This is a genomic window from Roseovarius ramblicola (genome assembly GCF_042430665.1).
GTDB classification, from domain to species: Bacteria; Pseudomonadota; Alphaproteobacteria; order Rhodobacterales; family Rhodobacteraceae; genus Roseovarius; species Roseovarius ramblicola.
This window is the reverse complement of the sequence record NZ_JBHMEC010000030.1, coordinates 48844-71906: the sequence shown is the minus strand read 5'-3', so window position 1 is coordinate 71906 and position 23063 is coordinate 48844. Positions and strand designations below refer to the sequence as shown.

28 protein-coding genes are annotated in these 23063 nt (G+C 69.0%); 6 read left to right on the top strand and 22 right to left on the bottom strand.

The genetic code is table 11. The features are described from left to right. Positions 1-40 precede the first annotated feature (40 nt). Positions 41-727 (top strand): DUF1045 domain-containing protein, encoded by a 687-nt coding sequence (locus ACFFU4_RS17145; RefSeq protein WP_377071202.1) that lies wholly within the window; start codon positions 41-43, stop codon positions 725-727. Here ACFFU4_RS17145 and phnN read toward each other — a convergent pair. The 4 genes from phnN to ACFFU4_RS17125 are packed head-to-tail and all read right to left on the bottom strand — an operon-like array spanning position 709 to position 3608. After that, a complete protein-coding gene (phnN, locus tag ACFFU4_RS17140; protein ID WP_377071083.1) occupies positions 709-1257 on the bottom strand; it encodes a phosphonate metabolism protein/1,5-bisphosphokinase (PRPP-forming) PhnN in 549 nt (182 codons plus the stop codon). The two genes, ACFFU4_RS17145 and phnN, sit on opposite strands and share 19 nt — an antisense overlap. Beyond that, positions 1254-1940: a phosphonate C-P lyase system protein PhnL gene (gene phnL / locus ACFFU4_RS17135; protein WP_377071081.1), complete on the bottom strand. Its 687-nt coding sequence runs from the start codon at positions 1938-1940 to the stop codon at positions 1254-1256. Before phnL ends, phnN begins: the two co-directional genes overlap by 4 nt. Before the next feature lie 34 nt (positions 1941-1974). After that, complete coding sequence (phnK, locus tag ACFFU4_RS17130) at positions 1975-2745, bottom strand: phosphonate C-P lyase system protein PhnK (RefSeq protein WP_377071079.1); 771 nt, start codon at positions 2743-2745, stop codon at positions 1975-1977. Further along, the gene (locus ACFFU4_RS17125) at positions 2742-3608 is read right to left on the bottom strand and encodes an alpha-D-ribose 1-methylphosphonate 5-phosphate C-P-lyase PhnJ (protein WP_377071200.1); all 867 of its coding nucleotides are present in this window, start codon (positions 3606-3608) and stop codon (positions 2742-2744) included. The genes phnK and ACFFU4_RS17125 overlap by 4 nt, the downstream gene beginning before the upstream one ends. Before the next feature lie 107 nt (positions 3609-3715). Here ACFFU4_RS17125 and ACFFU4_RS17120 point away from each other — a divergent pair, with 107 nt between their 5' ends. After that, positions 3716-3859 (top strand): hypothetical protein, encoded by a 144-nt coding sequence (locus ACFFU4_RS17120; RefSeq protein WP_377071078.1) that lies wholly within the window; start codon positions 3716-3718, stop codon positions 3857-3859. 14 nt (positions 3860-3873) lie between these two features. Here ACFFU4_RS17120 and ACFFU4_RS17115 read toward each other — a convergent pair whose 3' ends face one another. Genes ACFFU4_RS17115 through phnG form a run of 3 tightly spaced genes read right to left on the bottom strand, consistent with a single transcriptional unit; the run spans position 3874 to position 5974 of the window. Next, complete coding sequence (locus tag ACFFU4_RS17115) at positions 3874-4959, bottom strand: carbon-phosphorus lyase complex subunit (RefSeq protein WP_377071076.1); 1086 nt, start codon at positions 4957-4959, stop codon at positions 3874-3876. Next, on the bottom strand, positions 4959-5531 hold the full coding sequence (phnH, locus tag ACFFU4_RS17110; protein ID WP_377071074.1) for a phosphonate C-P lyase system protein PhnH: 573 nt from the start codon (positions 5529-5531) through the stop codon (positions 4959-4961). Before phnH ends, ACFFU4_RS17115 begins: the two co-directional genes overlap by 1 nt. Continuing rightward, on the bottom strand, positions 5531-5974 hold the full coding sequence (phnG, locus tag ACFFU4_RS17105; RefSeq protein WP_377071073.1) for a phosphonate C-P lyase system protein PhnG: 444 nt from the start codon (positions 5972-5974) through the stop codon (positions 5531-5533). The genes phnH and phnG overlap by 1 nt, the downstream gene beginning before the upstream one ends. 103 nt (positions 5975-6077) lie before the next feature. Between phnG and phnF the strand changes: the two genes are divergently transcribed. Beyond that, a complete protein-coding gene (gene phnF, locus ACFFU4_RS17100; protein ID WP_377071072.1) occupies positions 6078-6797 on the top strand; it encodes a phosphonate metabolism transcriptional regulator PhnF in 720 nt (239 codons plus the stop codon). Positions 6798-6911: 114 nt separating this feature from the next. Here phnF and ACFFU4_RS17095 read toward each other — a convergent pair whose 3' ends face one another. The 5 genes from ACFFU4_RS17095 to phnC all read right to left on the bottom strand — a co-directional run bounded on the left by ACFFU4_RS17095 (position 6912) and on the right by phnC (position 11713). Further along, entirely contained in the window at positions 6912-7532 is a 621-nt protein-coding gene (locus ACFFU4_RS17095) for an LbetaH domain-containing protein (RefSeq protein ID WP_377071071.1), read from the bottom strand. 103 nt (positions 7533-7635) lie between these two features. Next, positions 7636-8970: a phosphonate ABC transporter, permease protein PhnE gene (gene phnE, locus ACFFU4_RS17090; protein ID WP_377071070.1), complete on the bottom strand. Its 1335-nt coding sequence runs from the start codon at positions 8968-8970 to the stop codon at positions 7636-7638. A 4-nt stretch (positions 8971-8974) separates the two neighbouring features. After that, on the bottom strand, positions 8975-9847 hold the full coding sequence (phnE, locus tag ACFFU4_RS17085; protein WP_377071069.1) for a phosphonate ABC transporter, permease protein PhnE: 873 nt from the start codon (positions 9845-9847) through the stop codon (positions 8975-8977). A gap of 72 nt (positions 9848-9919) precedes the next feature. Further along, entirely contained in the window at positions 9920-10822 is a 903-nt protein-coding gene (gene phnD / locus ACFFU4_RS17080) for a phosphonate ABC transporter substrate-binding protein (protein WP_377071068.1), read from the bottom strand. 66 nt (positions 10823-10888) lie between these two features. Then, positions 10889-11713 carry a phosphonate ABC transporter ATP-binding protein gene (gene phnC, locus ACFFU4_RS17075; protein ID WP_377071199.1) on the bottom strand — a complete coding sequence of 275 codons (825 nt, stop codon included), beginning with the start codon at positions 11711-11713 and terminating at the stop codon, positions 10889-10891. A 152-nt stretch (positions 11714-11865) separates the two neighbouring features. Between phnC and ACFFU4_RS17070 the strand changes: the two genes are divergently transcribed. The 3 genes from ACFFU4_RS17070 to ACFFU4_RS17060 all read left to right on the top strand — a co-directional run bounded on the left by ACFFU4_RS17070 (position 11866) and on the right by ACFFU4_RS17060 (position 13714). Further along, complete coding sequence (locus ACFFU4_RS17070; protein WP_377071067.1) at positions 11866-12408, top strand: TetR/AcrR family transcriptional regulator; 543 nt, start codon at positions 11866-11868, stop codon at positions 12406-12408. Between the two features lie 5 nt (positions 12409-12413). Further along, a complete protein-coding gene (locus ACFFU4_RS17065; RefSeq protein ID WP_377071066.1) occupies positions 12414-12803 on the top strand; it encodes an META domain-containing protein in 390 nt (129 codons plus the stop codon). A gap of 380 nt (positions 12804-13183) precedes the next feature. Then, complete coding sequence (locus ACFFU4_RS17060) at positions 13184-13714, top strand: universal stress protein (RefSeq protein ID WP_377071065.1); 531 nt, start codon at positions 13184-13186, stop codon at positions 13712-13714. Between the two features lie 83 nt (positions 13715-13797). On the opposite strand, the gene recO is transcribed toward ACFFU4_RS17060, so the two are convergent. From recO to ACFFU4_RS17010, 10 genes are all read right to left on the bottom strand, one after another. Beyond that, positions 13798-14532, bottom strand: coding sequence for a DNA repair protein RecO (recO, locus tag ACFFU4_RS17055; protein ID WP_377071064.1), 735 nt, complete (start codon positions 14530-14532; stop codon positions 13798-13800). Positions 14533-14535: 3 nt separating this feature from the next. Beyond that, the gene (locus ACFFU4_RS17050) at positions 14536-14868 is read right to left on the bottom strand and encodes a DUF1491 family protein (protein WP_377071063.1); all 333 of its coding nucleotides are present in this window, start codon (positions 14866-14868) and stop codon (positions 14536-14538) included. 4 nt (positions 14869-14872) lie between these two features. Continuing rightward, positions 14873-15781: a GTPase Era gene (gene era / locus ACFFU4_RS17045; RefSeq protein ID WP_377071062.1), complete on the bottom strand. Its 909-nt coding sequence runs from the start codon at positions 15779-15781 to the stop codon at positions 14873-14875. Then, on the bottom strand, positions 15778-16464 hold the full coding sequence (gene rnc / locus ACFFU4_RS17040) for a ribonuclease III (protein ID WP_377071061.1): 687 nt from the start codon (positions 16462-16464) through the stop codon (positions 15778-15780). The genes era and rnc overlap by 4 nt, the downstream gene beginning before the upstream one ends. Further along, positions 16461-17291 (bottom strand): signal peptidase I, encoded by an 831-nt coding sequence (gene lepB / locus ACFFU4_RS17035; RefSeq protein ID WP_377071059.1) that lies wholly within the window; start codon positions 17289-17291, stop codon positions 16461-16463. The genes rnc and lepB overlap by 4 nt, the downstream gene beginning before the upstream one ends. An 86-nt stretch (positions 17292-17377) precedes the next feature. Beyond that, positions 17378-19891: a cation:proton antiporter gene (locus ACFFU4_RS17030; RefSeq protein WP_377071058.1), complete on the bottom strand. Its 2514-nt coding sequence runs from the start codon at positions 19889-19891 to the stop codon at positions 17378-17380. Between the two features lie 46 nt (positions 19892-19937). After that, the gene (gene acpS, locus ACFFU4_RS17025; protein WP_377071057.1) at positions 19938-20345 is read right to left on the bottom strand and encodes a holo-ACP synthase; all 408 of its coding nucleotides are present in this window, start codon (positions 20343-20345) and stop codon (positions 19938-19940) included. Continuing rightward, complete coding sequence (locus ACFFU4_RS17020) at positions 20342-21817, bottom strand: alpha/beta hydrolase (protein ID WP_377071056.1); 1476 nt, start codon at positions 21815-21817, stop codon at positions 20342-20344. The genes acpS and ACFFU4_RS17020 overlap by 4 nt, the downstream gene beginning before the upstream one ends. Continuing rightward, positions 21814-22329: a deaminase gene (locus ACFFU4_RS17015; RefSeq protein WP_377071055.1), complete on the bottom strand. Its 516-nt coding sequence runs from the start codon at positions 22327-22329 to the stop codon at positions 21814-21816. Before ACFFU4_RS17015 ends, ACFFU4_RS17020 begins: the two co-directional genes overlap by 4 nt. Continuing rightward, positions 22313-23062, bottom strand: coding sequence for a pyridoxine 5'-phosphate synthase (locus ACFFU4_RS17010; RefSeq protein ID WP_377071054.1), 750 nt, complete (start codon positions 23060-23062; stop codon positions 22313-22315). The genes ACFFU4_RS17015 and ACFFU4_RS17010 overlap by 17 nt, the downstream gene beginning before the upstream one ends. Position 23063: the final 1 nt, after the last annotated feature.

The window sequence follows — 23063 nt, the reverse complement described above, 5'->3', positions numbered from 1 at the left end:
CGCTTTCCTGCAAGAGACCGGCCCGGCGATGACAGACCCCATGCCCTTCACCCGCTACGCCGTCTATGTCACGCCCCAGCCGGGGCCGCTTTCGGATTTCGGCGCGGCGTGGCTCGGCTGGGATCCGGCGCGCGGCACCGCCGTGCCGCACCCCGACATCCCCGGCCTGCCCGCGCCGGTCAGCACACTCACCGAAACGCCCCGGAAATACGGCCTTCACGCCACCATGAAGCCGCCCTTCGCGCTGCCCCTCGGTACCACCGAGGCGGCCTTGCGCGACGCCTTCGCCGCTTTCTGCGCCGCCACCGCCCCGGTCACGCTCGACGGGCTTGCCGTCGCGCCCCTTGGCCGCTTCCTCGCGCTGCGCCCCGAGGGCGACGAGACCGGCATCAACGCCCTCGCCGCCGCCTGCGTCCGCGCCTTCGAGCCGTTTCGCGCGCCGCTCACCGGGGCGCAGCTTGCCCGCCGCCGCGCCGGCGGGCTCAGCGCCGAACAGGAGGCCCGCCTCGCACAATGGGGCTATCCGCATGTGATGGACGGCTTCCGCTTCCACATCACCCTCACCGGACCGCGCCCGAAATCCGAATTTCCCGCGCTGCGCGCCACGCTCGGCCCACACCTCGCGCCGCTGCTGCCGCGCCCGGTCCCGGTGGACGCGCTGTCGCTCATGGGCGAGGACCGGCAGGGCCGCTTTCACCTGATCCACCGTCACACCCTCTCCGCGTAGAGACCCGCCAGCGCCCGCCGCGCCAGCCATTCGGGCGGCGCGTCGGTGTCGATCTCGATCACCGGCCCCACCCCCTCGGGCAGCGCCTGCACGGCCCCCGACAGCCGCTCCCCGATCTCGGCACCCGCCTCGCGGCCCCGCGCCGCCAGTCGCGCGGCCAGCACCTCCGGCGCGGCCACGAGATGCAGCACCGCAAAGGGCCGGAACCGGGCCTGCGCCTGCGCCAACACCGCGCGCGACAGGTTGACCAGCAGGTCGCGGCCCATCGACAGGTCGAGCGCGACCCCCACCGGCACGCCATAGCGCAGCCCGTGCGCCCGCCAATGAAGCGCGAATCCGCCCTCCTTCAGCCGCGTCGCGAATTCCGCCTCGCTCACCGTCTCGTGCCCCTCGCCGGCCGGATCGGCGGGCCGCGTGATCACCCGCCGCACCCGGCGCAGACCGGGCCGCGCCGCGACCATGGCGCGCATCAGCGTGTCCTTGCCCACGCCCGACGGCCCCACCACGGCGATCAACCGGCCCCGGCTCATGCCGCACCCCGCGCGGGCGCGAACGCCCCCACGTCCACCTCGCGGTCACAGACCCGCGCCCGCGCCGCCGCGTCGTGAAAGATGCCGAGGATCGCCGCGCCGCGCGCCTTGGCCTCCGCGATGAGCGACAGCACCACCTCGCGGTTGGCGGGGTCGAGGCTCGCGGTCGGCTCATCCAGCAACAGCACCGGAAAGCCGTGCACGAAGCCGCGCGCGATGTTCACCCGCTGCTGCTCGCCGCCCGAGAACGTCGTCGGGCTGAGCGACCACAGCGCCTCGGGGATGTTGAGCCGCGCCATCAGCGCCCCGGCCCGGCCCAGCGCCTCGTCGCGGCCCACGCCCAGCGCCAGCAGCGGCTCGGCCACCACCTCGCGCGCGGGCACCCGCGGCACCACCCGCAGGAACTGGCTGACATGGCCCAACCGCTCGCGCCGCAGCCGGATGATCTCGCGCGGCTCGGCGCGCGCCACATCGACGCCCGCCACCACGATCCGCCCCTCGCTGGCGCGGTAATTGCCGTGGATCATCCGCATCAGCGTCGATTTGCCCGCGCCCGAGGCCCCCGTCAGCGCCACGCACTCGCCGCGCCCGACCCGCAGATGCGCCCCCGCCATCACCTCGATGACGGCGCCCCCCTGGTTGTGCAGCACGAACCGCTTGCCCAGACCCTCGACCTCGATCACCGCCACCCTCCTTCTTCCTGGGAAAAATACTCGCTCACACCTGCAACACGCTCGACACCAGCAATTGCGTATAGCCGTGCTGCGGATCGTCGAGCACCTGGTCGGTCAGCCCCGCCTCGACCACCCGGCCGTCCTTCATCACCATCAGCCGGTCCGCCAGCAGCCGCACCACCGCCAGGTCATGCGTCACGATCACCGCCGAGAGGCCCATCTCCCGCACCAGCCCCCGCAGCAGATCGAGCAGCCGCGCCTGCACGCTCACGTCGAGCCCCCCGGTCGGCTCGTCCATGAACACCAGCCGCGGCCCGGTCACCAGGTTGCGCGCGATCTGCAGCCGCTGCTGCATGCCGCCGGAAAACGCCGAGGGCAGGTCGTCCACCCGGTCGGGCCCGATCTCCACCCGGCCCAGCCAGTCCACCGCCCGCGCCCGGATATCGCCGTAATGCCGCGCGCCCACGGCCATCAGCCGCTCGCCCACATTACCGCCCGCCGAGACCCCCATGCGCAGCCCGTCGCGCGGCGTCTGGTGCACCAGCGCCCAGTCGGTGCGCATCAGCATCCGGCGCTCGGGCTCGGACATCGCGCGCGTGTCCACCGGCCCGCGGTCGCGCGTGTCGTAGATCACCGCGCCCCGGTCCGGCGCCATCTGCCCAGACAGGCACGCCAGCAGCGTCGACTTGCCCGAGCCGCTCTCGCCGACGATCCCCATCACCTCGCCGGGCCACAGATCGAAGGACACATCCTCGCAGCCCACGCGCGCCCCGTAGGATTTCGCGATACCCTGCACCTGCAAGAGCGCCGTCATGTCCCCTCCCCGGGCGCGCCCTGCGCCCCCACATGCCCCGCCGCACGCCGCGCGCGGCAGTAATCGGTGTCGGAACAGACGAACATCCGCCCGCCCTCGTCATCCACGATCACCTCGTCGAGATAGCTGTCCCCGGCCCCGCACAGCGCGCAGTCGGCCTCCGCCTTGCTCGGCTCGAACGGGTGATCCTCGAAATCGAGGCTCACCACCTGCGTCCAGGGCGGCAGCGCGTAGATACGCTGCTCGCGCCCCGCGCCGAAAAGCTGGATCGCCGGGCAATCCCCCAGCTTCGGGTTGTCGAATTTCGGGATCGGCGACGGGTCCATCACATAGCGCCCCGCCACCTTGACCGGATAGGCATAGGCGGTGGCGATCGCGCCATGGCGGCTGATATCCTCGTAGAGCTTGACATGCATCAGCCCGTATTCCTCGAGGGCGTGCATCTTGCGCGTCTCCACCTCCGACGGCTCCAGAAACCGCAGCGGCTCGGGGATCGGCACCTGGTAGACGAGGATCTGATCCTCCGAGAGCGGCGTCTCGGGGATGCGGTGCCGTGTCTGGATCACCGACGCGCGCGCCGTCTCCTCGGTGGTCTCCACCCCCGCCGTCTTCTCGAAGAACTTGCGGATCGACACCGCGTTGGTGGTGTCATCGGCGCCCTGGTCGATCACCTTGAGCACATCGTCGGGCGTCAGCGTGGCCGCGCTCACCTGCACGCCCCCCGTCCCCCAGCCATAGGGCATCGGCATCTCGCGGCTGGCGAACGGCACCTGGTAGCCGGGCACGGCCAGCGCCTTGAGGATCGCGCGCCGGATCATCCGCTTGGTCTGTTCGTCGAGATAGGCGAAGTTGTAGGCGGCCACATTTTTGCTTTCAAATTTCATGAAATCGACCCTTTCCATCATCTTGTCGCCCGTTTCCGGCGGTAGAGGGTCGTTACCCACGCACACGTATAGAAGGAATTTGACCAATGACGATGACCATGCTGACAACCTCTATCATGGTGCTGTTCGGCGCCCTGCTTGCCGGAAAGATGCTGATGGAGATCTTTCCGAATTCGGGATTCAGGACCAGGCGCGACGACGCGGCGAACGACCAGACGCCCGCGGAGTGAGCCTGCGGCCGGGGTCATTCGTCCGCTCCCCGCGGTTCGCCCGCGGCCCCGGCCCGCAACTTGCGCACCAGTTCCAGCTCGGACTGGAAATCGACGTAATGCGGCAGCTTGATATGCTCCAGAAAGCCCGTCGCCTGGATGTTGTCGCAATGCATCAGGACGAATTCCTCGTCCTGCGCGGGCGCGCCCTGATCCTCCTCGCCCAGCTCGCGCCAGCGCAGCGCGCGATCCACCAGCGCCATGGCGATGGCCTTGCGCTCGGTCTGGCCGAACACGAGGCCATAGCCCCGCGTGAACTGCGCAGGCTCGGTTTTTGAGCCGGTAAACTGGTTGACCGTCTCGCACTCGGTCAGCACCACCTCGCCCAGCTCGATGGCAAACCCCAGTTCGGGGATCTCCATCTCCACCGCCACCGCGCCGATGCGCAGCTCGGCCACAAAGGCATGGTTGCGCGCATAGCCGCGCTGCGTCGAATAGGCGAGGCCCAGGAGGAACCCCTCGTCGCCCCGCGCCAGCGCCTGAAGCCGCAGCGCCCGGTCCGCGGGCAATTCCATCGGCGCGCGCGTCATGTCCGGCGGCGCCGCGGTGCCCTCCGCCTCGCGCTCCATCAGCCCCTCGCGGCTCAGATAACCCATGATATGCGGCATCGCCTCTGCCGCCGCCTCCACCCGCGCGGCCTCCGGTGCCTCCCCCTCGGCGGCCAGCGCGAAATCCAGCAATCGGTGGGTGTAATCAAACGTGGGGCCCAGAACCTGCCCCCCCGGCGCGTCCTTGAACACCGCCGAAATCCGCCGATCGCAGCGCATCGCGCCGGTCTCCACCGGCTCCGACGCGCCAAAGCGCGGCAGCGTCGTGCGGTAGGCGCGCATCAGGAAAATCGCCTCGATCAGGTCGCCGCGCGCCTGCTTGATCGCCAGCGCGGCAAGGTCGGGGTCGTAGAGCGAGCCCTCGGCCATCACCCGGTTGACCGCCAGCGAGAGCTGCTCGCGCACCTGCCCGAGGCTCAGCCCGGCGACGCCCGGATCGCCGCGCCGCTCCTCGGCGAGCCAGCCATGCGCCGCCTCGATCGCCCGCTCGCCACCCTTCACCGCCACATACATCAGCCCGCCTCCACATGGCTGCTGCGCGGCAGCCCGGCCAGCCGGTTGCCACAGCACAAGAGGAAATCGAGCCCCAGCGGGAACCGCGCCGCGTTGGCCTGAAACGCCGCCACCTCGGGCAGCGACAGCGCCGACGCGCCCTTGATCCCCGGCCCCGTCAGCCGCGCACCATACGGCTCCAGCCGCTCCACCTCCACGATCAGCGTGGCCGACCGGTCGGGAAACTCCGCCTCGCCCAAGGCGTAGCCATCGAGCGGCGCCAGCGCCTCCCACACCCCCAGCGCAAACATCGCCGCACCCCGCTCCGCCACCACCGGCGCACCGGTGTGAAACCCGATCCAGTCGCGCAAGCCGCGCGTGTCGTGCCCGCCCGCCAGGTACACCAGCGTACCCGGATCGCACAGCACCAGCACCGCCACGCCGGCGGCGACCGACAGCGGCGCGGGCGGCGCGGCCCCGGCGACCCGCTCGATCGTGCCGGGCCGCGCCATCGCCCGCATCACCGCGCGAAACGCGCGCGCCGCATCCACCGATGCCTCATTGAAACCACCGCCAAGGGCCGCCGTCTCCATCAATCCTCTCCCCGCACCAGCGTAAAGAAATCCACCCTGGTCGCCGCCGCCTTGCCCGCGCGGTCGGCGCGGCGCGCGGCCTCGGCACGCGCCAGCGGGTCGAGCACCGCGCCGCGCAGCCGCGCAGCCTCATCGCCCTGCATCAACGCGTCGATCAGCGCCGCCTGCTCGGCATGATCCTTGCCGCGCCCCTGCACATGGCCATGCCCGACCCGTCCATCGGCCAGCCGCACCGCACAGCGCGTCACCACCATTTCACCAAGGTTGAACGCCGCTCCCTCCGCCCCGGCGCGGCCCCGCACCATCACCGCACCCACCTCGGGCGCGCGCAGCCATTCGTGCTCGGGCATCGGCCCCACCGCGCGCCACAGCCGGTCCAGATCGGCGGCAGGGGCCCGGGCCAGCAGCCCCATCCATGCCTTGCGTTCGGAATTTTCGCCCATGACAGACACCTTGCGAAGTTGTCGAGATTCCTATACAACTAGACAAATAATTACCGCAAACCCGGGCCGCCAACAAGCCCGCACCCCGTGAAACTTCCGTGACATGCCCCGAGACAAACCCACCGCGCTGTGGCGCAGCATCCATGACACCCTGCGCGACGATATCGCCGCAGGCCGCTACGCCCCCGGCGACCGGCTGCCGACCGAGGCCGCCCTCGCTGCCCGTTTCGGCGTCAACCGCCACACCGTGCGCCGCGCCCTCGCCGCCCTGACCGAGGCGGGCACGATCCGCACGCGGCGCGGCGCCGGCGCCTTCGTCGCCCACCGCCCGGCCGATTACCCGCTCGGCCGCCGCGTCCGCTTTCACGAGGCGCTGCGCGCGGCCGGCAGGCTGCCCGCCAAGGAGATCCTCGCCATCGAGACCCGCACCGCCGACCCGGGCGAGGCCGCGGCGCTCGGCCTCGCGCAGGGCGCGCAGGTGCATGTCTGCGACGGCATCTCGCAGGCCGACGGCGTGCCGGTGGCGCTCTTCCGCGCCTGCTTCCCGGCGGCCCGCCTGCCCGGCCTGCCCGAGGCGCTCGCCCGCCTCCGCTCGGTCACCGCCGCGCTGCGCGAGGCGGGCATCCCGGACTACACCCGCGCCTCCACCCGCCTCACCGCCACCGCCGCCAGCCCCACCCAGGCGCTGCACCTCGCGCTGCCGCCCGGCGCGCCGCTCCTGCGCACGCTGTCGGTCAATGTCGATCCCGATGGAACGCCGGTCGAATACGGGCGCACATGGTTCGCCGGCGATCGGATGACCCTCACCCTCACCGACGACTGAAGAATCCGTCCCCGCGTCATGCCCCTGTCACAGCCCCGCGATACCTTGTGCGGCATTCGACGTCCCGATATGCCCCCATATTTCAGCAGGTGCAGGGCGGCCCCCGTGGTCGCCCTATTCCTGCTCGTGGCGGTCCAGAAACGCCTCAGCCGTCAGACCCCGAAAATCCGCCAGCGCCGCACGAAGCCGCGCGTGATCCCAGTCCCACCACGCCAGCGCGATCATCCGCTCCGCCAGATCGGGCGCCAGCCGCGCGCGCAAGGGCCGCGCCGGCACCCCGGCCACCACCGTGTAGGGCGCCACGTCGCGCGTCACCACCGCCCCCGCCGCCACCACCGCGCCATGGCCCACGCACACCTCCGGCTTCACCTGCGCGCCGTGCCCGATCCATGTGTCATGCCCGATCCGCGCCACCCGCGCCCGCCGCCGCGCGAACCACTCGGCATCGTCCTCGGCATCGTCCCAATAGGACGCCGAGCGATAGAGGAAATGGTGCAGGGACGCCCGGTCCAGCGGATGATCCGTGGCCCCCACCCGCACATAACTCGCGATATTGGCGAACTTGCCGATCGCGGCATTGGCCAGATCGCAGGCCCGGTCGCAATAGGAGTAATCCCCCATCGCCACATGCGCCAGACGGCTGCCCCGCCCGACCTCGGTCCAGGCCCCGAACGCGCAATCGGTGATCTCGCAATCGGGGTGAATCACCGCCCCGTCGGCGTGCAGTCCCGGCATGTCGTGCTCCCCAAGAGATAAATGCCTGCGGCGCGAGTATTTTCGCCAAGAAGAAGCCCGAGGCCCCGGTTTCTTCCTGGTTCAAATACTCACTTCCGGCACCTCAGACCCCGCTGTCATCCGCCGCGATGAGCCGCCGCCGCAACCAGCCCGAGACGGTATCCATCACCATCACCATGATCAGGATGAGAATGATGTAATAGCTCACCTCTTCCCAGTCCTTTTGCGTGATCATCGCCTGCGTCAGCAACAACCCGATGCCGCCGCCGGTGATCGCGCCGATGATGGTGGCGCTGCGGGTGTTGGATTCGAGGTAATAGAGAAGCTGGCTCAGCAGCACCGGCGTGATCTGCGGGATGACCCCGAAGCGGTAGCGTTGCAGCGGCCTCGCCCCCGTCGATTGCACGCCTTCGATCTCGCGGCGGTCCACGTTCTCCAGCGCCTCGGAGAAGAGCTTGCCGAAGGTGCCGGTATCGGTGATCAGGATCGCCAGCGCGCCGGTCAGCGGGCCGGGGCCGAAGGCGCGGGCGAGGATGATCGTCCAGATCAGCGCATCGACGCCGCGCACGAAATCGAACACCCGCCGCACCATGGCGCGCACCGCCATCAGCGGCGAGAAGTTGCGCGCCGCCGCAAAGGCCAGCGGCAGCGCCACGATGGCCGCCCCCATGGTGCCGAGAAAGGCCATCAGGATGGTCTCGAAAATCGCCCACATCACATCCTTGTGCTGCCACATCCTGTTGTTCCAGATGTCGTGCAGAATGGCGGCGAGGTTGCTCTTGCCCTCGACGACGCGGTCGCCCGACACCACCAGCCCCGCCAACTCGCCAAAGCTTTGGCCGTGGAACGGGCTGTCGAGCGTGAACCAGAACAGCTCCCAGCCGAAGGCATAGCGCATCACCTCGGTGCGCGCGCGTGTCAGCGTCACGCGCCCGCCCTCGGTGGTGATATCGACGCGCGCATTGCTGGCGCTGATCCAGTCGGGGGGCTCGTTCGACGGCAGGCGCAGGTCGATGCCCTGCCGCGACACCTCCGCCGTGATCAACCCATAGCCCGGCACGTCATAGCGCATGGCGTCGCCCTCGATCACCACCTCGTGCCCGTGCCTGAGCGCCACGCGCGTGCGGTCCTCGCCCTCCGGCGTCACCCAGTCGGGGCTGCGCCCCTCGGGCCATGTGCCCTTGTTCTCGCCCTCGACCGCGATGCTCAGATCGCCCGTCCGGTTGTCGCGCGTGACATGGGTCTTGTAGCTGTAGCTGTCGGCGACAAGGATGCGCGCGTTGTCCATCCGCGCGCGCTCCGCCAGCCCCGGAATGTCGAAGGCAAAGAAGATATAGACGAAATAGGCGAGGATCGCCGCCGGGACGGCAAAGGCCATGAGTTTCTTGCGCCGAAAGAACCCGGAGGCGTCGAAGCCTGCCTCGCGTGCCATGGTCATGGTCTCACTCTCCCCCGATCAGCTTGTTGCGGTAGCGGCTCGACACCTGGTCGAAGAGCACGATGGTCCCGAACAGCAGCAGAAAGATCGCCGCCACCTCGTCATAGCGGCCCTGGCCCCAGCTAAACGCGTTCTTGAGATCGTAGCCGATACCGCCAGAGCCGACGAAGCCGAGGATCGCCGAGGCGCGGATGTTGATCTCGAAGCGCAGCAGCGCGTAGCTCAGGTAATTCGGCGCCACCTGCGGGATCACGCCGAGCCACATCCGCTGTCCCCATGTGGCGCCCACCGAATGCAACCCCTCGACGGGCTTGTGGCTCGCATTCTCGTTCACCTCGGAAAACAGCTTGCCCAGCGCCCCCACCGTGTGCAGCGCGATGGCGATCATCGCGGGCACCGGCCCGCCGCCGAGGATGAAGATCAGCACCAGCGCGATCACGATTTCGGGCACCGCGCGCAGGATGTCCATCACCCGGCGAAACAGCCCGATCAGGCGCGGCCATTTCGCAAGACCCCGCGTCGCCAGCAGCGAGATCAGCACGCCAAGCATCGCCCCAAGAAGCGTGGCCGCCGCCGCGATGTTGATCGTCTCGATGAGCGAAGGCAGGAATTTCCACATGAGGTCGGGCAGGTTGGCGATCTTCTCGCTTGCCTCGGCCAGCACCTCGCCGGGGAACTGAAAGATATTGGTGATCCCGTCCCAAAAGCCGCCCGCGTTGCGCCCGTCGGCCACCTGAAAGCCCGAGACCATCAGCGCGACGAACACGATCAGCATCACCGACCCGTAGGCACGCTTGCGCCGGGTCATCGCCATATAGGCGGCTTGCACGCCCTCGACCCGTGCCGCGCCCGTCTGCCCTGCCGTCAGATCGCTCATCCCTAATCCCCCGCCAAATAAGACCGGGCCCGCGCGCGCGGCAGGCCCGGCCCGAGTGTCAGCCCTGACGGCTTACATCTTGGATTTGCGCGCCTCGATGATCGACAGATAGGCGTCATGCGTGATCGGCATGAAGCCCAGCGCGTCGCCCTGAAGCACGCCATAGGCACAATCCGCGTCGATCGACTTGAGCGATGCCCACAGGCCCGTCACCTTGAGCTTGACGTCCTCGGGCAGCGCCTGACGCAGAACGACCGGGCCTTCGGGGATCGGCTTGGATTTCCAGATTTCGACCATCTGGTTCATGTCCACGAGCCCCGCATCCGCAGCCTTGCGCAGCGCACCCGAATTATAGCCGTCTTCCCAGGCGCCCAGGCCATCGGCCCAGGTCACACCGGCATCGATGTCGCCATTGGCGACGGCGACGATGGTCTGCTCGTGACCGCCGGTAAACTTCACCTCGCCGAAATAATCGCCCGAGTCCATGCTGGCGCCGATCTCCTGCGGGATCTCGATCGACGGGATCAGGTAGCCGCTGGTCGAGTTGGGATCGCCAAAGCCGAAGGTCTTGCCCTGCATGTCCTCCAGCGAGGCGATGCCGGTCTCCTTGCGGGCAAAGCCGATGGAATGATAGCCGTAGGAGCCGTCGGTGTTGACCTTGACCAGAACCGGCTCGACCGCGTCGGGATCGGTCAGGTAGGTCTTGGCATAGCCCGACGCACCCAGCCAGGCGACGTCGATGGTGCCGCCCAGCAGACCCTGAATCACCCCGTCATAATCGGCGGGCGTGAAGATCCTGGTGGGCACGCCCAGCAGCTCTTCGGTCTTTTCCCGCAGACACTCGTTCGAGGTCATGCGGTCCTGCGCGTTCTCTCCGCCCAGCACGCCGATGCGGAATTCGTCGATCTTGTCCTGCGCCAGCGCGGGGCTGACGAGGGCGGTGGTGGCCACGATGGCAGCAATGAGTTTGGTCATGTGTCTCTCTCCGGTTGGGTTGTCTTGGGTTGATGACCCGCCACCCCCCGGCGGGCCAGGGGGTCGTCAGACCGCGGCTTCGGCCTCGCGCAGCGCGCGCACCGTCCCACGGTCCAGCGTTTCGATGGCGGTCGATGTGCTGTCCTCGGTAAAGCTCGCATCGGCCCCGTAGATGTCACGCGCCACGCCGGTGGTGAGCTGTTCGGGCGTGCCGTCGAACACCACGCGCCCGTGCAGCATCCCGACCACCCGGTCGCAATAGCGCCGCGCGGTATCGAGCGTGTGCAGGTTGGCAATGACGGTGCGCCCGTCCTCCTCGTGAATCCGCCGCAGCGCGTCCATCACGATCTGCGCGTTCATCGGGTCGAGGCTGGCAATCGGCTCGTCGGCGAGGATGATCCTGGGGTCCTGCATCAGCGCGCGGGCAATCGCCACCCGCTGCTGCTGCCCGCCCGACAGCGCCTCGGCGCGTTTCGGCGCATGTTCGGCGATGCCCAGCCGGTCGAGGATCCCGATGGCGCGGTGAATATCCGCGTCGGGGTAGAGGTTGAACATCGTCGCCAGCACCGGGCGGCGGTTGAGCGTGCCGTGCAGCACGTTGCTGACCACGTCCATCCGCGGCACGAGGTTGAACTGCTGGAATATCATCGCGCATTGCGACTGCCAGGCGCGCTTGCCGGCCCCTTTCAGCGCGGTCACGTCGCGCCCCTCGAACACGATCTGCCCCGAGGTGGCATCGGTCAGCCGGTTCATCATCCGCAACAGCGTGGATTTGCCGGCCCCCGACCGTCCGATGATCCCGATCATCGCGGGCCGGTCCACCGACAGGCTCACCGAATCCACCGCCGTGTTCCGGCCGAATCTCCTGGTCAGCGCCTCGATTGTCAGCAGCACGTCTCACCCCCATGTCCGTTGCGCGTTCTCTAGGCTCGCCGTGCGAAAAGCGTGCGACATCGGTGCAAAGCTTTCGTGACAGCGCGCGCCGCGCTCCGCGGCCATCGCGCCCCTTGCCGCGCCCCCGCGCACCGCTTAAGCACAGGGGCATGACCGCGCCGCGCCGCCCTCGCCTCACGCCCGACGACTGGCTCGCCGCCGGGCTCGACGCGCTGTGCGAGACCGGGCCGGGCGCGCTCGGGGCCGAGCCGCTGGCGCGCCGCCTTGGTGCCACCAAGGGCTCTTTCTACTGGCATTTCGCGGATGTCCCCGCCTATTCCGGGGCGCTGTTGTCGCTGTGGCAGGCGGCGGCGGAGAGCGCGCTCGACCCTGCCGCCGACGGCCCCGACGCCGCCCGGCTGCGCGCCACCGCGCAGGCCATCGCCGCGCCGGACCCGGACACGCCGCAGGCCGCCGAACCGGCGATCCGCGCCTGGGCCGCCACCGACCGCCTCGCCGCGCAGGCCGTGGCGCGCACCGATGCGCTCCGCCACGACCGTCTCGGCGCGCTGCTCGCCGCCTGCGGCATCGCCAACCCGGAATTGTCGCGCATCCTGCTGGGCGCGGCCATCGGAATGCAGGCGCTCGGCACGGCAGAGGCCAACCGCGAGGCCATCGGCTCGCTGGTCGATCTGGTTCTGGCGTTGAGGTGATCGCCATGCGCTTCGCGCTCGTTCTCGTCGCCATGTCGCTGCTGGGGTATTGCAAGGACGAGACCGTCTCGGGCCACGGCGGGGCCACGGCGACATGGGTGCTGCGCAGCATCGACGGGGCTGCCTTTCCCGCCCGCGCCACGCTCACCTTCCCGGAGGAGGGCCGCCTCGCGGGCGAGGCCCCGTGCAACCGCTACTCCGGCCAACAGACCGTGCCCTACCCGTGGTTCTCCGCCGGACACATCATCGGCACGAAACGCGCCTGCCCCGATCTCGACGCCGAAACCCGCTACTTCCGCGCGCTCGGCGATATGACGCTGGCCGAGATCGCGGGCGATACGCTGATCCTGTCCAACGACGCGGGCCGCGAGATGGTGTTCCGCGCGGCGGAGTAGGGGGGGTGGGGCGCACGCGGCAGGGTCAGGCAGTTTGTGGCCTGTTGCCGACCTCAGGTGCTTGCCCACGCGCGGAATCAAGGTGCCGCAAGGCACCGCCGCGCAGCGCCCGACCGCCCGGACGGGCGGGCGCTATTCATCCGCTCAAGCCACTGCAATCGCCGGAATATGCCGCACCATAAAGTGCATCGGCTCACCGTCGGAGCGCCCACCCGCGGTCGGGCGCTGCGCGGCTCCCCAACCGGTGGGCCAACGTCCCCTTCAGGCCATTCCCCGCCTTGATCGCGATCAAAGCCACCACCCCGCCGGATATGCCAAGCTGTCCCCCGAGGGGGCCGTGCAGCACCTGTACGTCCCCGGGCAAAGGGAGGACACCAGCCATGAAGACCCATATCCTTGTCGCGACCGACGGATCGGATACCGCCAACAAGGCCATCGACCTCGCCGCCGAACTCGCGGCGAAATTCGACGTGCCGCTCACCATCGGCCATGTGCTGCAATTCGGCCGACCCTCGCGCGAGCTTGCCCGCATGGCCGAGGTCGAGCATATCGTCGAATCGGTCCAGAAGACCCAGCAGGTCGATTTCAACATCCTCAGCGGCTCGGGCGGCGGCGACATCTTCTCATCCTCGCGGCCGTCCTCGGACGTGGTGCGCATGATCACCCTCATGGGGGACGAAATCGTGACACGCGGTGTCGACCGCGCCCGCGCCGCGGGGGCGGGCAAGGTGGACACCCTGACCGCCGATGACGACCCCGCCGACGGCATCCTCGACATGGCCGAAAAGGCCGGGGCCGACATGATCGTGATCGGCCATCGCGGTCTCGGGCGCATCCGCTCGCTGCTCGCCGGCAGCGTCGCGCAAAAGGTCAACAACAACGCCGAATGCACCGTCGTCACGGTCCGCTAACCGGTCCGCTGACCGGTCCGCTGACAGGGGCACCGCACGGTGCCCCTCCCGAACCTCGCGGTTCGTCGCCTGAACCTACAGGTTCACCCGGCACCCGCCCGCGCCGTCACGAGGCTCACCAGCCGCGCGCGGGCGTCGGGCAGGGGCTTGTCGCCAAGATGCGGCGCAAGGTGGTGACGCAGGAAATACCCCGTCACATCAAGCCCTTGCACGATTTCCGTATCGGGCGCGGGACCGTCGCCCAACAGGCAGGGCGGCAGCGGCAGCAGCCGGTCGGCCCACTCACCCGCCCCCACCCGCGACACCGCTCGCCCGGTTTTCGGGGATATATAGCTGAGATCATTGGCTTTTTCCCCCATCACCGCACAGCGCCGCAGGTCCAGGCCAAAGCCCATCTCCTCCAGCAGCGTCATCTCCCAGTTGAGATAGGCCAGCGGCCAGATCTCCGGCTGATCCAGAAGGTCGAGCAAAATCAGGCTCTTACGGTAGAGTGATCCGTGCGCCTCGCGCTCCGGCAGGGCAAAGCGCAACAGCCCGCAGACCGCGTTGAGCCCGGCCAGCGCGAGCCGATCTCCCATCACCCAAGCCCTTGATTTCAAAGGCTCAACCCGGAATGTGCCAAGGTGATCCTCTAGCCGCGCGCGCCATTCCACGTCCAGTTGCGCGCCGGGTTGCAACACCGGCGCCATCCGCCGCGACGCGCCGCCGCGCACAACGCCCGCGTGCCGCCCGTACTCTGGCGTAAAAACGTCAATGATAACAGAGGTTTCTCCGTGGTGCCGCGTGCTCAGCAATATGCCCTGATCGCGCCAGTCCATCGCTCACCCGCCCAGCCCGTCCGCGTCGAGCAGGTGCCGCCCCGCCCGGTCCTCCACCTCGACCACCCACAGGTCCGGGTCGAAACCCCGCTGCCGGTCGATGGTTGCATCCACCTCCGCCTCGTCTCCCCCGGCCAGGACGACCCAAGCCCGCTCACCCGTCATGAGATCGACAGACCGTTGAAAAAGATGTGCTTTTCCGTCCAGCGTGTTGAGCTTGACCAGCACCGCGCCCGCCGTGTCATCGCCATGCGCCACCACGAAGGCGGGGATATCCGCCAGCCGCAGCCGCGCCAGATAGGCATCGACCCAGAACCGCGCGGTCAGCCGGGCCACGGCATCAGTTCCCGTCCTTGAAATCCAGTCCCATCTCGGAGTAGCGCTCGGATTCCTCCATCCAGCCCGTTCGCACCTTTACCTGCAAAAACAAATGGATACGCCGATCCAGGAACGCCTCCAGCTCCTCGCGCGCGGCCTTGGACACGGCCTTGATGGTCTCGCCGCGATGGCCCAGCACGATCCCCTTGTGACCGTCGCGCGTCACGTAGATCACCTGATCCACCCGCGCCGACCCGTCCTTGCGCTCGTCCCAGCTCTCGGTCTCGACGGTCAGTTGATAGGGCAGTTCCTGATGCAGCCGCAGCGTCAGCTTCTCCCGCGTCATCTCGGCGGCGATCATCCGCATCGGCAGGTCGGCGATCTGATCCTCGGGGTAGAGCCACGGCCCCTCGGGCACCTCGCTCGCCAGCCAGTCGCGCAGATCGCCCGCGCCATGCCCCTTCTCGGCGGAGATGAGGAACGTCCGCTCGAACGCGAACCGGTCGTTCATCTCCTTGGTGAGCGCCAGCAGGACGGGGGCCTCGACGCGGTCTATCTTGTTGATCGCAAGGGCTATCTTGTGTCCCTTTGCGATCTCACCGAGGCGTTCGAGGATGCGCTCCACACCCTCGGTGATCCCGCGATGCGCCTCGATCAGCAGCACCACGATATCGGCATCCGCAGCCCCCCCCCACGCCGCCGTCACCATCGCCCGGTCGAGCCTGCGGCGCGGCTGAAACAGGCCCGGCGTGTCCACGAACACGATCTGGCTGTCGCCCGCCATCGCCACGCCGCGAATACGCGCGCGGGTGGTCTGCACCTTGTGGGTGACAATGCTGACCTTGGCCCCCACCATGCGATTGAGCAGCGTGGATTTGCCCGCGTTGGGCTCTCCGATCAGGGCGACGAATCCGGCGCGGGTGGTGGTCATGTTCCTGTCTCCAATCGCGCCAGCAAGGCCCCCGCCGCCGCCTGTTCCGCCTGCCGCTTCGATCCGGCGGTGGCCTCCGCGCGCTCGCCGCTGTCGAGCCGCGCCTCGATGGTGAATTGCGGCGCGTGATCCGGGCCCGAACGGTCCGTCTCGACATAGGCCGGCGGCGTCAGGCCGCGCGCCTGCGCCCATTCCTGGAGGCTTGTCTTGGCGTCGCGGGCATCCGCCTCCACCGACGCGATCCGCGCGCCCCAGAGCCGCAGCACGACGGCGCGCGCGGCCTCGTAGCCCCCGTCGAGATAGACCGCCGCGATCACCGCCTCCATCGCATCGCCCAGCAGCGCCTCCTTGCGCCGCCCGCCCGAGAGCATCTCGGACCGCCCGAGCTTGAGCACCGCGCCGAGGTCGATCTCGCGCGCCACGGCGGCGCAGGTTTCCTTGCGCACAAGCGCGTTGAAACGCGGTGCAAGCTGGCCCTCGGCGGCGGCACTGTCCGCCTCGAGCAGCGCCTCGGCCATCACGAGGCCGAGCACCCGGTCGCCAAGGAATTCCAGCCGTTGGTTGTCTGTCCGCCCGGGCGAGGAAATAGACGAATGCGTCAACGCCTCGATCAGCAGCGCGGGCCGGGCGAAATCATGCCCGAGCCGCCCGGCAAAGGCCCGCATCTCGCCGGAAAGCTTCACTCCAGCCCCTCGAAGAAGCGATCTCCGCGCCATGTCCAGAAGAACAGCATCGACCGCCCCGCCGAGGAAAAGATCACCCGGTTGGCGCGCCCGATGAGGTTTTCATACGGCACGAAGCCGACGCCCCCCACGGCCTGTGGAAAGCGCGAATCGGTGGAATTGTCGCGGTTGTCGCCCATGAAGAAGTAATGCCCCTCGGGCACCGTGAACACGCCGGTATTGTCGGCGCGCTGCGGCCCGATGTCGAGGAAAGCGTGGCGGGTCCCGCCCGGCAGCGTTTCGGTGAAGCGCTGCTTGATGCAATCCGCCCCCACGCCGACCACACCGTTGGAACAGCGCGGGCGGATGCGCATCGGGCCCTGCGGGGCGAATTCCTCGACGAACGCGCCCGCCGGTTCGATCTCCACCGGCTTGCCATTGATGTGCAGCACGCCGCCGCGCATCTGGATCCGGTCGCCCGGAAGCCCGATCAACCGCTTGATGAAATCGGTGCCGTCGACGGGATGGCGAAACACGATGATATCGCCGCGCTCGGGCTCGCTCCCGAGGATGCGGGTGTTGTCGCCGTCGAGCCAGCCGCAGATATCGGCCGCATCGATATCGAGCCCGCCCAGCCGGATCGACGGGCAGGAGGCGTAGGAATAGCCATAGGCCATCTTGTTGACGAACAGGAAATCGCCAATGAGCAGCGTATCCTTCATCGACCCCGACGGGATCCAGAACGGCTGAAAGAAAAGGGTGCGGAAGATGCCCGCGATGATCAGCGCCCAGAAGACGGTCTTGACCGTCTCCCAGATGGAGCTGCCTTTCTGGGTCTGGGATGCCATGCCTGTCTCCGCCGGGGGTGCCTCGTGGTCCGGCGCTTCATGGGGCGCGGGGGCCGGGGTGTCAAGGCGCGAGCGGGTGTCGGCGCTCAGGCCCCCTGCCGCGCGCCGGAAAACAGTGCCTCGGGGTCGATGCCGCGCTTTCCGGCGCTCTGCCGGACCGCCTCGCGCAGCGCCGCGCTTCGCTGCAACAGGCGGCGGAACCGTGCCTCGTCGAGCACAAGCAGGGTCGACGGCGCGATGGCGCGCGCCTCGGCGACACGGGTCTTGCGCATGAGCACGCCCATCTGGCCGAACATCTCGCCGCGCCCGAGCCGCCATGTCTCGCCCGCGCGTTCCACCTCGACCGCGCCGGAGGCGATGAAAAAGACGCTGTTGGCCTGGGTATCCTTGCGCATCAGAAGATCGCCGGGATTGACATAGCGGGTCGCGAGCGCGCGGCTCAGACGCCGCAGCCCGGCCTCGTCGAGATCGGAAAACAGCGGCAACTGCCGGATCAGTTCGGTGCGTTGCGGCGCGATGTCGAGCCGGGGGCGCGCCTCGGTCGCGGCACGACGGCGCGCGATATCGGCCATGAGCGAGGTGTGAACCTCGGCACCGATCAGCCCGTCCTCGCGCATGGTGACGTATTCCCGCTCTTCCAGCCGAAGCGCGGTGCGACGGATGAAGCGGCGCTCGAGCTTCTCGGCGTATCCCGGATATTGCAGGCGCAGCCCGTCGAGGGCGCTCTCCACTCCCTCGATGCGGCGCGCAAGAAGATCGCGCAGCAGCTCGGCCACGCGTCGGCCGTGAATCCGCCGGATGCGCCGGTCGATGAACGCGCCTAGGTCGCGCAGGATCAGGCGCTGCGACAGGAGGTGCTCGAACCGGACGGCCGTCAGATGCGCGAGCGGGGCCGACAGGCCGAGCCGGTTGTTGAGCACGACGGCGGCGCGGAACACGCGGCCATAGGCGATGCTCTGGCGCGCCGCACGCTGATAGCCGCTGCGCCCGGCGGTGCGCGACGCCTCGATCAGCCGCTCGGCATCCGTGATCACCTGCTCTGCCATGCGGGCCGAGATCGTGCGTTCGCGGACGCGGGCAAGGATCGTGTCGCGCTCGTGCCCGGCAAGCGCGATCAGCCCGAGGGTGACGCGGTCGCGCTCGAGGATTTCGGCGCGCGCGTCGGCGTGTTTCACCGCCTGGTCCAGCCGATCGCCGAAACGCTTGGCCTCGGCACGGACGATATCGTGGCTCAGCTCGTAGTTCCCGGTGGTGCGGCCCAGGTCCTCGCGCACGGTCTGAAGCGCGACCGCCACCACCTGCCGCGACAATGCCTCGTCGATCGGCGAGAGCCGGTCCAGACCCAGCCGACAGATCATCGCCCGAAGCGTCGTGCCCTGCACAACCAGGGTAAACAGCGTGAAGCCGGTGGCCAGGATACCCACCACGCGCTGAATGCCGTCGGGCACCCGGAAACTCTCGGTCACCGCGAGCGCGAGGGCGAGCGTGACCGCCCCCCGCAGTCCGCCCCAGAGAATCGCCACCCGGTAGGGCCGTTCGACCGCGGGCGACAGCCTCAGCGCGGTCAGAAGCGGCAGCAGCCCGAACAGGATCACCGCCCGCGCGCCGGCCGCGGCGAGGATCACCACCGCGACAAGGCCGATATCCTCCATCCGGACCTTTTCCAGCAGCCGCGGGATCAGCAGGGCGGCGAGGATGAAGATCAGCGCGCCGGCCCAATGCGCCAGCAGGTCCCAGACCTCGCGCATGTTGGCCCATGCCTGCGGGCGCAGCCGTCCGGGGGCCGCGAGGTTGAGGGTAAGCCCGGCGCTGACCACCGCGATCACACCCGATGCGCCGATGCTCTGCTCGGCCACGATATAGGCGAGATAGGGCAGCGCCACGGAGATCGAGATCTGCGCCCTTTCCCACGCGGCAAAGAGCGCCATCAGCCACAGCGCCGCGCGCGCCGCAAGCCAACCCGTGAGCGCCCCGCCCGCCATCAGCAGGGGAAAGCGCGCCAACGCGTCGACGGGGTTCGGGTCGGGCACGCCCAGCATCACGAACCCCATGAACAGCCCGAAGAGCGCGATCGCGGCGGCATCGTTGAGCAGGCTTTCGCCCTCGATGATCCGGGTCAGGCGGCGCGGGGCCGACAGGGAGCGGAAGATCGACACCACGGCCGACGGGTCGGTCGTCGAGACAATGGCCCCGACGAGCAGGCAGGCCGCCAGCGGCAGCGCGCCGGTCCAAGCAAGCGCATAGCCCACCGACAGCGTCGCCACCACCACCGCGACCACCGCCAGCACGAGGATCGGCACCCAGTCGTCCAGCATCCGCCGCAGGTTCATGCCCAGGGTCACCTGGAAGAGCAGCGTCGGCAGGAAAACGTAGAGGAACACGTTGGATCGGATCGGCAGCGCGAGGATCGCCTCGGCCACCGGGTTGAGCGCATCGGTCAGTTCGGTGCGCAGGAAGAAGCTCGCCGCCACCCCGATCATGATGCCGAGACCCGCGAGGATCACGCTGTAGGGCAGGCGCAGGCGCGTGGCCAGCGGCTCGGCCAGGCCGATCACCAGGAAGAGCGCGGCAATGATCGTGGTGAGAATGACGATATCCATGACCGTCAGTTAGCCCTAAACCCGGGCCATTGGAAATGCGCCGGGCTCAGCGCTCATGCAGCGGCAGCGCCTCGATCACCACAAAGGCCTGCGCCCAGGGGTGATCGTCGGTCAGCGTAACGTGGATGATCGCCTCGTGCCCCGCGGGCGTCATCGCGGCCAGCCGGTCGGCGGCCCAGCCCGTGACGTGCATCACCGGCTGGCCGGTGGGCAGATTTGTCACCGCCATGTCCTTCCACGCGATTCCCATGCGCAGCCCGGTGCCGAGCGCCTTGGAACACGCCTCCTTGGCGGCCCACCTCTTGGCATAGGTGCCCGCCACGTCGGCGCGGCGCTCGGCCTTGGCCTGTTCGATATCGGTAAAGACGCGGTTGCGAAACCGGTCGCCGAACCGCTCCAGCGTACCCGCGATCCGCTCGATATTCGCCAGATCAGTGCCGATACCAAGGATCATCCCTGCCCTCCGGGTGCAAAAAGTGGAAAGCTCACGCCAAGCGCCCAGGCGAGGATCAGGCCGAGTGCCACGCCCGCCGAGACAGCCCCTGCCCGCGCCGCAACCCACCGGCCCATCAACCCGAATATCAGGAAGAAGAGCAGGATCACCGGCGCGATCATGGCGAGAAAGAACAGCCGCTCGGTATCGAGCAGCACGGCAAGTGCGAGCGACAGCAGAAAGCCCAGCCGTGCCGTGATGCGTTGCCAGAGCGCGGCCCCGCGTGCCAGCAGCGCATCGCCCAGCATGAAGGGCAGCGCGCCAAGGCAGAGGGCGGCAATGATGGTCAGACGCTCGGGCGTCGGCCAGAAATTCGCGCCATACCGGTCGAGCGTAAAGCCGAAAACGCCCAAACCCCAGACCAGAAGCGCCAGCACCGCGACGGGCCGCAGCGCCTCGGGCCGCCGACCCAGCCACCAAAGCAGGGACAGTTGGCAAAGGCCATAAATTGCCAGATGCAGCGCAAGGTAATCCGCCACCAGCACCGGCAGGAGCCGCGTTTCCACCTGCACCGCCAGAAGCGGCGCAAGAGCCGCGGGCAGGCCCACGACCAGCGCAAAGCGCCCCGATGAAAGCGCCCCCGGCACCGGCGGCGCACGCTCTGGCAAGAGCCGCGAGAGCGGTGCCGCCAGCGCCACGATGGCGACCATCAGCGCCAGAAACCACGGCCCCGTCGCGCGCACCGCGATATCGCTCTCGCGCCCATAGGCGGCATCGAGCCACGCCACCGCCTCGGCCCGCCCCGCGCGGCTGTGCAGCACCGCCACATGCTCGGCCAACGGGGCCACGACCGCCCGGCGGATCACCTCGCCCGCGCGCGCGGTCTCGCCCTCGCCCGCCTCGGGGTCCACCATCTCCACGGCATCCCGGGCAAAGCCGCGCAGCCCCGGCTCCCACGCGCCGGTGATGAGCAAAAGGTTTTCAGGTGCAGTCGCTGTCACCGCCTTGGAAAAGGCCGAGATTGCCACCACGGGGCCGATCCGGGGATCACTGGTCGCGGTGCGGATGATGATATCGGTGGCCATGGAATGCCCCAGGAGCGCGACCTCGCCCTGCCAGCCCTCCGCCGCCAGCGCCGCATCCACCACGCCCCGCGTCTGCTCGATCAGCATCCGCGTGGTGCCGTCGATGCTGTTCACATCACCCGACATCGGCCCGGGGTGGCGCCCATGCCCGAGAAAGTCGAACGCCCAGACCCGGTAGCCCGCCCGCGCCAGATCCTGCCCATAAGCCTGCATCATCTGCCGCGACCCGGCAAAGCCGTGCGCCAACACCGCCACCGGACCATCCGCACCGGGCAATGCGATGCGCGTCACCGGTGTCTCGCCGACATGCCGCGTGGTGATCTCCAGCCCCGCGCGCTGCGCCTCGAGTTGCCACAGCGCGACCGCGGCCAGCGCAAAACCAAGCAGAAGGACGACCACCCGGCTCATGCGTCACCGCTCTCGTCCTGCGGGCGGTAGAGGGGCAGCACCCGCGCCTCCCCGACGCCGCCAAGATAGGCGAAGGCATGGCCCGAGGCGCGTGCGAGATCACCGATATCCAGCGCGCCGAACTGAAAAAACCCCGCGCCCAGGCTTTCCCTCCGCGCGGCAAAGATCAGCCGGTCGATCCGCGCCCAGCGCATCGCGGCGAGGCACATCTCGCAAGGCTGGCAGGAGGACAGGAGCGTGTGGCCCGACAGGTCGCGCCGGCCAAGCCGCCGGGCCGCCGCGGCGATGGCGACGATCTCGGCATGGCGGCTCGGATCGCAGGTCGCGGCCACCTCGTTGCGCGCCCGCGCGATCTCTGCATCGCCGTGCAGGATGGCCGCGGTGAATTTCGGCGCGCCCTCACCCTCGGCGAGGCGCAACGCCCAGTCGCAGATCTCCGACAGGGCCTGCCGCTCGGGGGCGGTGGGGATCACGGGATCGGGCATCGGCCCCGCATCAGCCCCGCGCCTCATCCATCAGGCGGCGCATCTCGGCAATCGCCGGGGCCAGCCCGAGAAAGATCGCCTCGCCGATCAGGAAATGCCCGATATTGAGCTCGCGCACCTCGGGCAGGGCCGCGATCGGCTGCACCGTGTCGTAGGTCAGGCCATGGCCCGCGTGCACCTCGAGCCCCAGCGAATGGGCATAGGCGGCCATCTCGGTCAGCGACTGCAACTCGCGGTCGCGGACGGCGGTATCGCCCTCGGCATGGGCGTCGCAATAGGCGCCTGTGTGCAATTCGATCACCTCGGCCCCGATCCGGTGGGCGGCGTCGATTTGTCGGCAGTCGGCGGCGATGAAGATCGACACCCGGCAGCCCGCCTCGCGCAGCGGCGCGATGTAATGCGCCAGCCGGTTCTCCTCGCGCGCCACTTCCAGCCCGCCCTCGGTGGTGCGCTCCTCGCGCTTTTCGGGCACGAGGCAGACGGCGTGGGGCTTGTGGCGCAGGGCGATCTTCTGCATCTCCACCGTTGCCGCCATCTCGAAGTTGAGCGGCACCGACAGCACCTCCATCAGCCCGTCGATATCGGCGTCCGAGATATGCCGCCGGTCCTCGCGCAGATGCGCGGTGATGCCGTCGGCCCCCGCCTCTTCGGCGATGCGCGCGGCGCGCAGCGGATCGGGATAGGCGCCACCCCGCGCGTTGCGCACGGTGGCGACGTGGTCGATGTTCACGCCAAGGCGCAGTCCTGTCTCTGCCGTCATC

Coding starts and splice junctions, on each gene's coding strand:
- phnF (WP_377071072.1), top strand. CDS start 6,078: ATGCCCCGAGACAAACCCACCGCGCTGTGGCGCAGCATCCATGACACC.
- ACFFU4_RS17010 (WP_377071054.1), bottom strand. CDS start 23,062: ATGACGGCAGAGACAGGACTGCGCCTTGGCGTGAACATCGACCACGTC.
- ACFFU4_RS17030 (WP_377071058.1), bottom strand. CDS start 19,891: ATGGATATCGTCATTCTCACCACGATCATTGCCGCGCTCTTCCTGGTG.
- ACFFU4_RS17060 (WP_377071065.1), top strand. CDS start 13,184: ATGAAGACCCATATCCTTGTCGCGACCGACGGATCGGATACCGCCAAC.
- ACFFU4_RS17145 (WP_377071202.1), top strand. CDS start 41: ATGCCCTTCACCCGCTACGCCGTCTATGTCACGCCCCAGCCGGGGCCG.
- ACFFU4_RS17115 (WP_377071076.1), bottom strand. CDS start 4,959: ATGTATGTGGCGGTGAAGGGTGGCGAGCGGGCGATCGAGGCGGCGCAT.
- phnH (WP_377071074.1), bottom strand. CDS start 5,531: ATGGAGACGGCGGCCCTTGGCGGTGGTTTCAATGAGGCATCGGTGGAT.
- phnK (WP_377071079.1), bottom strand. CDS start 2,745: ATGACGGCGCTCTTGCAGGTGCAGGGTATCGCGAAATCCTACGGGGCG.
- phnE (WP_377071070.1), bottom strand. CDS start 8,970: ATGACCATGGCACGCGAGGCAGGCTTCGACGCCTCCGGGTTCTTTCGG.
- ACFFU4_RS17020 (WP_377071056.1), bottom strand. CDS start 21,817: ATGAGCCGGGTGGTCGTCCTTCTGCTTGGTTTTGCGCTGGCCGCGGTC.
- ACFFU4_RS17070 (WP_377071067.1), top strand. CDS start 11,866: ATGACCGCGCCGCGCCGCCCTCGCCTCACGCCCGACGACTGGCTCGCC.
- era (WP_377071062.1), bottom strand. CDS start 15,781: ATGACCACCACCCGCGCCGGATTCGTCGCCCTGATCGGAGAGCCCAAC.
- phnE (WP_377071069.1), bottom strand. CDS start 9,847: ATGAGCGATCTGACGGCAGGGCAGACGGGCGCGGCACGGGTCGAGGGC.
- ACFFU4_RS17095 (WP_377071071.1), bottom strand. CDS start 7,532: ATGCCGGGACTGCACGCCGACGGGGCGGTGATTCACCCCGATTGCGAG.
- ACFFU4_RS17120 (WP_377071078.1), top strand. CDS start 3,716: ATGACGATGACCATGCTGACAACCTCTATCATGGTGCTGTTCGGCGCC.
- ACFFU4_RS17065 (WP_377071066.1), top strand. CDS start 12,414: ATGCGCTTCGCGCTCGTTCTCGTCGCCATGTCGCTGCTGGGGTATTGC.
- phnN (WP_377071083.1), bottom strand. CDS start 1,257: ATGAGCCGGGGCCGGTTGATCGCCGTGGTGGGGCCGTCGGGCGTGGGC.
- recO (WP_377071064.1), bottom strand. CDS start 14,532: ATGGACTGGCGCGATCAGGGCATATTGCTGAGCACGCGGCACCACGGA.
- ACFFU4_RS17015 (WP_377071055.1), bottom strand. CDS start 22,329: ATGAGGCGCGGGGCTGATGCGGGGCCGATGCCCGATCCCGTGATCCCC.
- phnG (WP_377071073.1), bottom strand. CDS start 5,974: ATGGGCGAAAATTCCGAACGCAAGGCATGGATGGGGCTGCTGGCCCGG.
- lepB (WP_377071059.1), bottom strand. CDS start 17,291: ATGGCATCCCAGACCCAGAAAGGCAGCTCCATCTGGGAGACGGTCAAG.
- acpS (WP_377071057.1), bottom strand. CDS start 20,345: ATGATCCTTGGTATCGGCACTGATCTGGCGAATATCGAGCGGATCGCG.
- phnD (WP_377071068.1), bottom strand. CDS start 10,822: ATGACCAAACTCATTGCTGCCATCGTGGCCACCACCGCCCTCGTCAGC.